General features: G+C 71.6%; 6 protein-coding genes and 1 pseudogene. 2 read left to right on the top strand and 5 right to left on the bottom strand.

The genetic code is table 11. The features are described from left to right. Both Q0A33_RS13230 and pknB read left to right on the top strand, forming a co-directional pair. Positions 1-948 (top strand): LysM peptidoglycan-binding domain-containing protein (locus Q0A33_RS13230; RefSeq protein WP_291797613.1); only part of this gene is annotated, 948 nt, incomplete at its 5' end. Beyond that, positions 945-2,888, top strand: coding sequence for a Stk1 family PASTA domain-containing Ser/Thr kinase (gene pknB, locus Q0A33_RS13225; protein WP_291797610.1), 1,944 nt, complete (start codon positions 945-947; stop codon positions 2,886-2,888). The genes Q0A33_RS13230 and pknB, both read left to right, overlap by 4 nt. An 11-nt stretch (positions 2,889-2,899) precedes the next feature. Here pknB and Q0A33_RS13220 read toward each other — a convergent pair whose 3' ends face one another. From Q0A33_RS13220 to gcvH, 5 genes and pseudogenes are all read right to left on the bottom strand, one after another. Continuing rightward, positions 2,900-3,964: a threonine aldolase family protein gene (locus tag Q0A33_RS13220; RefSeq protein WP_291797607.1), complete on the bottom strand. Its 1,065-nt coding sequence runs from the start codon at positions 3,962-3,964 to the stop codon at positions 2,900-2,902. Continuing rightward, on the bottom strand, positions 3,961-5,361 hold the full coding sequence (locus Q0A33_RS13215) for a class II 3-deoxy-7-phosphoheptulonate synthase (RefSeq protein ID WP_291797604.1): 1,401 nt from the start codon (positions 5,359-5,361) through the stop codon (positions 3,961-3,963). The genes Q0A33_RS13220 and Q0A33_RS13215 overlap by 4 nt, the downstream gene beginning before the upstream one ends. 93 nt (positions 5,362-5,454) lie before the next feature. Continuing rightward, the gene (locus Q0A33_RS13210) at positions 5,455-6,009 is read right to left on the bottom strand and encodes a bifunctional nuclease family protein (RefSeq protein ID WP_291797601.1); all 555 of its coding nucleotides are present in this window, start codon (positions 6,007-6,009) and stop codon (positions 5,455-5,457) included. A gap of 11 nt (positions 6,010-6,020) precedes the next feature. Next, positions 6,021-6,317: pseudogene (locus Q0A33_RS13205) on the bottom strand (FHA domain-containing protein); the annotation flags it as partial. Between the two features lie 548 nt (positions 6,318-6,865). Next, positions 6,866-7,270, bottom strand: a complete 405-nt coding sequence (gene gcvH / locus Q0A33_RS13200) for a glycine cleavage system protein GcvH (RefSeq protein WP_291797598.1) — start codon at positions 7,268-7,270, stop codon at positions 6,866-6,868. Positions 7,271-7,392: the final 122 nt, after the last annotated feature.

The raw sequence follows: 7,392 nt of genomic DNA, 5'->3' as shown, positions 1-7,392 counted from the left end.
GCTCAGCCCCCGGCGCTGCCGCTCGACATCCCCAGCGGCCCCGGCTACCTCTCCGGCACGGCCGGAGAGTCGGTCCCCGTCACCCACGGCGGGCGCACCTACCGGGTGCGCGAGGGCGACGACCTGCCCTCCGTCGCCGCCCGGTTCGGCGTCTCGGCACCGGCCCTCGTCGAGCTCAACGGCCTCGGCAGGAGGCCCCGGCTGCGCCCCGGACAGATCCTCTCGCTGCCGGAGAGGCGCCCCTCGTCCGGCGCCGCCGCCGTGCGCGTCCGCCCGGGCGACACGCTGGCCTCCATCGCCGCGGCGCAGCACCGCTCGCGGGCGGACATCCGGCGCGCCAACGCGATGGGCGAGTCCTCCCTCATCGTCGAGGGCGAGCTGCTCGCCCTCTCCGGCTCCGGCGCCATGAGCCAGCGGCCCCTGCGCAGGCCCGAGGACCTCGGCGAGCTGCCGGCCGTGGCGGCGGACGCCCACGGCTACCCGGAGGAGACGGTGCTCGCCGCGCGGATCAACAAGCGCTCGCTCACGGCCCGCGCGATCCCCTCCCGCCGGGCCGCCCGCCGCATGATCGAGACCGTCGCGGCGGAGCACGGGGTGGACCCGCAGCTGGCCTCGGCCGTGGCGCAGCTGGAGAGCGGCTGGCACCACGGCGTGGTGAGCCCCGGCAACGCGATCGGGATCATGCAGGTGACCCCGCACGCCGCGTGGACGGCCTCGGTGAGGATCGCCCGGCGCCTCGATGTGCTGGACGCGCGTGACAACGTCACCGCCGGGGTCGTCATCCTCGCCGCGCTCACGGACGTCGCCGCGGACGAGAGGGAGGCCCTGAGCGCCTACTACCAGGGGCTGCGCTCCGTACGCGCACACGGCCCCTACCCGGACACCGCGCGCTTCGCCTCGAGCGCACTCATCATTGCCGAACGTCTGCGCGCGGAGGTGCGACGATGACCACGCTCACGGATCCCCTCATCGGGGTCGCCCTGGACGACCGCTACCGCGTGGACGCGCCGGTCGCCCGCGGCGGCATGGCGATGGTGTACCGCGGCACGGACCTCCGTCTCGACCGGGTCGTGGCGCTCAAGGTCATGCACCGTCACCTCATCGACGACGCCGGCTTCGTGGAGCGCTTCCAGCGCGAGGCGCGCGCCGCGGCCGGGCTCATCCACCCCAACCTCGTGGCCGTCCACGACACCGGGCGCGACGGCGACGCGGTCTACCTCGTCATGGAGTACCTGCCGAACGTGACCCTGCGCCGGGAGCTGCGCCATCGCGGCCACCTCACCCCCCGGCAGTCCCTCGTGGTCCTCGATGCCGTCCTCGCGGGCCTCGAGGCGGTGCACGCCGCCGGGATGATCCACCGCGACCTCAAGCCGGACAACGTCCTGCTCGGCGAGGACGGGAAGATCAAGCTCGCGGACTTCGGCCTCGCACGGGCGGTGAGCGCCGCGACGACGACGAAGACGCTCATGGGCACCGTGGGCTACGTGGCCCCGGAGCTCGTGACCCGCACCGGGGCCGACGCACGCACCGATCTCTACACGGTCGGCATCATGCTCTACGAGATGCTCACCGGCGAGCAGCCGTACACGGACGAGGTGCCGATCCGGGTCGCCTACCGCCACGTGCACGACGACGTCCCTCCGCCCTCGTCCCTCGTCCCCGAGCTGTCCCCGCGCCTCGACGCCCTCGTCCTGTGGGCGACGGCACGCGACCCCGAGGAGCGCCCCCAGTCGGCGACGGCGCTGCGCGAGGCGCTGGCGGAGGCCCGCGCGGAGCTGAGTCCGGACGAGCTGGACCTCGGGTCGGAGGAGCTGCCCACCGCCGCGCTCGACGAGACCCGTCCGCTGCTCGTCCCCACTGCGACGATCCGCACCGCGGCAGCCGCGGACTCCGGTGAGGTGCCGCGGACCACGGACGAGATCCCGTACCTCGAGGACGAGGCCGGCGAGGCGGACGCTCCCGCCGGTGCCGCAGCTGTCGCGGAGAAGGCGGACACCGAGGCGGACGACGCGGACACGGCCGGGGCGAAGGCGGAGAGGACCGCCGCGGAGACCAGCGCAGCGGCCGCCGGGGGCTCCGCCGGCACCCTGCTGGCCGCCGACGAGCGCTCACCGCGCCGCCGCGGCAGGCTCGCCTGGCTCCTCGTCGCCGCGGTCCTGGCACTCGGCCTCGTGGCGGGCGGGATCTACCTCCTCCAGGACCGCACCGCGGTGGTCCCGGAGGTCACGACCGGCCAGGACGTCGCCGAGGCGGTGACCCTTCTCGAGGATGCCGGATTCACGGTGGAGCAGGAGGAGGCCTACAGCGCCACGGTGCCCGCCGGCCTCGTGCTCGGGGCGGACCCCGCCGGAGGCACGGAGCTGGAGCCCGGAGGGACCGTGACGCTGCAGGTGTCCCAGGGTGAGGAGCTCTTCCGGGTGCCGGACGTCACCGGTTCCGCGGAGGCCGATGCCCGCACCTCCCTCGAATCCTCCGGGATGGTGCTGGGCAAGATCACCCGCGAGTACTCGGACACCGTGCAGGAGGGCACGGTCATCAGCCAGGGCGTGGGCGGGGACGAGACCGTCGCGAAGGGCACTCCGGTGGACCTCGTGGTCTCCAAGGGCGTCGAGCCCATCGAGGTGCCGGTCGTCACCGGCATCGACTACGACTCCGCCTTCGGCCGGCTGGCGCGCATGGGGTTCCGTGTGGCCCGCGACGACGTGTTCGACGACGAGGTCGCCTCCGGCCAGGTCGTCTCGCAGTACCCGAAGGCGGGCGAGCTCAAGCACGAGGACGACCTCATCATCCTCCGGGTCTCGAAGGGCCCCGAGGCACCGGCGGACTCCGGAGACGAGAAGGAGTCCGACAAGAAGGACTCCGAGGACGAGAAGAAGGCCGACGAGTAGGCGACGGAGCCTCAGGCCGCGGTGCGCTCCGCGAGCTCCGCGAGGATCCGGGCCGCGGACCCGGCCGCCGCGTCGTCCACGTCCAGGTGGGTGACGAGCCTGCAGGCCTGCTCCCCCAGCGGCGTGATGCGCACTCCGCGTGCGGCCGCGAGCTCAGCGAACTCCGCCGCGTCCACCGTCAGCGCCGCCGTGCTGAGAAAGGCGATGTTCGTCTCGACGATGTCCGGATCGCACGTGCCGGGCACCGCCTCCGCCACCCGCGCGGCAATGAGATGCGCACGTGCGTGGTCCTCGGCGAGGCGGTCGACGTTGTGCTCGAGGGCGTAGTGGCCGGCGGCAGCGAGGATCCCGGCCTGCCGCATCCCGCCGCCGTAGCGCTTGCGCAGGTAGCGGGCCTCACCGATGAGCTCCGCGTCACCGGTGAGGACGCTGCCCACGGGCGCTCCCAATCCCTTGGACAGGCACAGGCTGAGGCTGTCGACGCACTCCCCCTGGTCCGCGAAGGAGCAGCCCGAGGCCACCACGGCATTGGCGACCCGCGCACCGTCCATGTGGACGCGGATCCCCCGCTCTGCGGTCAGCGTCCGCAGCCGGCGCAGCTCGTCCAGCGCCGCGACGCGTCCGCCGGAGAAGTTGTGCGTGTTCTCCACGGTGATCGCGGCGGTGCCCACCTGGTTGTATCCGTTCGCCCGCTCCGCGAGCGACATCGCGGCGTCCGCGTCCAGGGTGCCGTCCGGCGAGATCCACGTGCGGCTGGTGACGCCCGCGAGTGCGGCGTGGCCGCCCACCTCGGCACGCAGCACGTGGGCCCGGGACTCCGCGAGGAGCTCGGTGCCGCGCGGCACGCTCGCCGCCACGCCCAGCATGTTCGTCATGGTGCCGGAGGGGCAGAACAGGCCCGCCTCGTGTCCGAACATCTCCGCCACACGGGCTTCGAGGGCATTCACCGTGGGATCCTCGGCGTACACGTCGTCGCCCACGTCCGCGTACGCCATCGCCCGGCGCATGCCCTCCGAGGGGCGGGTGAGCGTGTCCGAGCGGAGATCCGCCACCGGAGCGGCCTGCCCCGCGCTCATGCCCGCGAGGCGCGGGTGAGGAGCTCGGCCACCTGGAACGCCATCTCCAGCGACTGGTCGTGGTTGAGGCGCGGGTCCACCAGCGTCTCGTACCGGCGGCGCAGGCCCTCCTCGTCGATCTGGGCACCGCCGCCCAGGACCTCGGTGACGTCGTCGCCGGTCAGCTCGATGTGCAGACCGCCCGGCACCGTCCCGGCCTCCGCGTGCGCGTCGAAGAAGCCCGCGACCTCCTCGACCACATCCTCGAAGCGGCGGGTCTTGAAGCCGTTGCCGGAGGTGATGGTGTTGCCGTGCATGGGGTCGCAGACCCACGCGACCTGCGGCACCTCGTGTCCCACCTCCGCGAGGAGGGCCGGCAGCTTCTCACGGATCTGGCCGGCGCCCATGCGCGTGATGAAGCTCAGACGGCCCGGAGTGCGCTCCGGATCCAGCTTGTCCACGAGCCGGAGGACGTCGTCCTTCGTGGCACTCGGACCCAGCTTCACGCCGATCGGGTTGTGGACCTTCGAGAGGAAGTCCACGTGCGCCCCGTCGAGGTCGCGGGTGCGCTCGCCGATCCACAGGTAGTGGCCGGAGACCGCGTAGGGGTTGCCGGTCCGGGAGTCGATGCGCGTGAGCGCGCGTTCGTACTCGAGGAGGAGCGCCTCGTGCGCGGCGAAGAACTCGACCGTGCCCAGGGCCTCGAAGTCGGCACCGCAGGCGTCCATGAACTTCAGCGCACGGTCGATCTCCCGTGCGATCTGCTCGTAGCGGTGGTAGTTGGGGTTGGAGCCGAGGAAGCCCCGGTTCCACTCGTGCACGCGCCGCAGATCGGCGAAGCCGCCCTGGGTGAAGGCGCGCAGGAGGTTCAGGGTGGACGCCGAGGTGTGGTACGCCTGCAGGAGGCGGCCCGGATCGTGCCGGCGGGCCTCGGGCGTGAATTCGTGGTTGTTGATGATGTCGCCGCGGTAGGACGGCAGGGTCACCCCATCGCGCGTCTCCGTGTCGGAGGAGCGGGGCTTGGCGAACTGGCCGGCCATCCGCCCCATCTTCACCACCGGGACGGAACCGGCGTAGGTGAGCACCGCAGCCATCTGCAGGACGGTCTGGACGCGGCGGCGGATCTTGTCCGCCGTGGCGTCCGCGAAGGTCTCCGCACAGTCGCCGCCGGCCAGCATGAATGCCCGGCCGGCCGCGACCTCTGCGATGCGGCTGCGGAGCACGTCCGCCTCACCCGCGAACACGAGCGGGGGCACGGCTCGCAGCTCCTGCAGGACCGCCTCGAGCTCCGCGGGATCCTGATACGTGGGCTGCTGCTGAGGGGCGAGGTCGCGCCAGGTCTCCAGTCCTGCGAGGGTCTCCGGGGTCGCCTGCGCAGAACCCACCGCTTCGTAGCGGGGGTCGTCATGGAAGCTCAATGGCCGGCCTTTCTGTCGTTCTCCGTGCTGCTGTGCTCCTCGGTGCGGAGCCGCCGTCCGCCGCGCTGCGGCTGACGGCACCAGAGTACGCAGTCAGCGCTCGTCATCGCCGTCCGTGTCGGCATCCGGATGGTCGCCCTCGTCCGCCGGTCCGGCCTCGGGCTCCGGCGCCTCGGCGGCGGGGTCGAAGTCCTCCGCGGAGACGTGGTCGAGGAACTCGCGGAACTCCGCGACCGCATCCTCGTCGGGCTCCGGCGCATCGATCCCGTCGTCGGCGAGGACCGTCTCGTCGATGTAGACCTTCGCGTCCGCCGTGAGTGCGAGCAGGGCCGCGTCGGAGGGGCGGGCGGAGATGACCTGGCCGTCGTCCGTGCGGATCTCCGCCATGAAGGTCTGGCCCTCACGGCTGGTGACCGCGACCTCCGTGATCCGGGCACCGTACCGGCCCAGCACGTCGATGACGAGCTGGTGGGTGAGGGGCCGCGGCGAGACGAGCATCTTCTTCGCCATCGTGATGGAGGCGGCCTCCTGCGAACCGATCCAGATGGGCAGGTACCGGGGACGGTCCAGGGCCTTGAGGACCAGAATCGGCTGATTCGCAGGCAGCTCGATCCTGATCCCCACGACCTCGGCTTCGATCTCAGCCATGGCAGTCCGGCTCAGCTGGTGCGGGGACGCTGCTGGAAGATCATGCGGAACTTGCCGATCTGCACGTCCGCACCGTTCTGCAGCTCGATCGAGTCGATGAGCTGCCGGCCCACGTAGGTCCCGTTGAGTGAGCCGGTGTCGCGCAGGGTGAAGCCGCTGGGCGTGCGGACGAACTCCGCATGCTTCCGCGAGACCGTCACGTCGTCGAGGAAGATGTCCGCGTTGGGACTGCGGCCCACCGTGACGACGTCCGTGTCGAGGAGGATCTGGGCACCGGCGTCAGGACCGGAGACCACCACGAGGAGCGCGTCGGTGGCGTCGAGGCCGGAGAGGTCCGGCACGGGGTGGATCTCACCGGTGTGCGGGTCGAGGATCCCGGAGAACTGCGGCTGCGACCCCTGCGGCTGCGCGTCCGGCTGAGGCCACTGGCCCTGCTGCTCGTACGGCTGCTGTGCCTGCTGCTGCCCCTGGGGCTGCTGGTACGGCTGTTCGGGCTGGGAACCGGTGGGGGCGCCCCACTGCTGACCGGGCTCTCCGCCCCACTGCTGCGGAGGCGTGCCGCCCTGGGACTGTGCGGAGAACTGCGGTCCGGAGCCGAATCCGCCGGGAGCACCCTGCGGCTGGCCCGGCCAGACGTTCTGGGGCCGGCCCTGCCCCTGCGGATCCGCGTAGCCCGGCTGCTGACCCTGCTCCTGCCACTGCTGGCCCTGCTGCGACTGCCCTTGCTGCGACTGCCCTTGCCAGGGCTGCTGCTCCGGACTCTGCGGCGTGCCGAACGGGAAGACGTGCGGGGTCGCGGAGGTCGGTGAACCCTGGCCCTGCTGCTCGCCGGGGAACCCGCCGTTCTGCTGAGACATCAGGCTCCTTCACTCTCTGCGGCCGCCCGATAGGCGGGTGCATCCATGAGCGCGTCGACCTCAGCGGGATCGCTGAGGCGCACGTCGTAGATCCAGCCGTCGCCGTAGGGCGAGGAATTGATGGATTCGGGTGAGTCCTCGAGGGACTCGTTGACGGCGACGACCTCACCGGAGACGGGTGCGATGAGATCGGAGACGCTCTTGGTGCTCTCCACCTCACCGCAGGACTCGCCGGCGGTGACGGAGTCACCGAGCTCAGGAGCATCGACATAGACGACATCACCCAACGAGTCCTGCGCGAAGTCAGTGACCCCTACACGGACGACGGAAGCGTCATCCGTGCGGGCGACCCACTCGTGCTCCGCCGAATAGCGCAGACCCTCAGGGAAATTGAGATCTGTCATGTCAGCTCCTAGTCCTCGCAATCATGTCCACAGCATAACCGGTTCAGTGTCCCAGGTCGCACTTCACATCGCCACTCCTGACGGCGGTGTCGCCTTCCCGCTCCCGCCGCGCGGGTCCGGGC

This window comes from Brevibacterium sp. (assembly GCF_022712115.1).
Classification (GTDB): Bacteria; Actinomycetota; Actinomycetes; order Actinomycetales; family Brevibacteriaceae; genus Brevibacterium; species Brevibacterium salitolerans.
The sequence above is the reverse complement of the archived record's forward strand: the minus strand, read 5'-3'. Positions and strand labels throughout refer to the sequence as shown.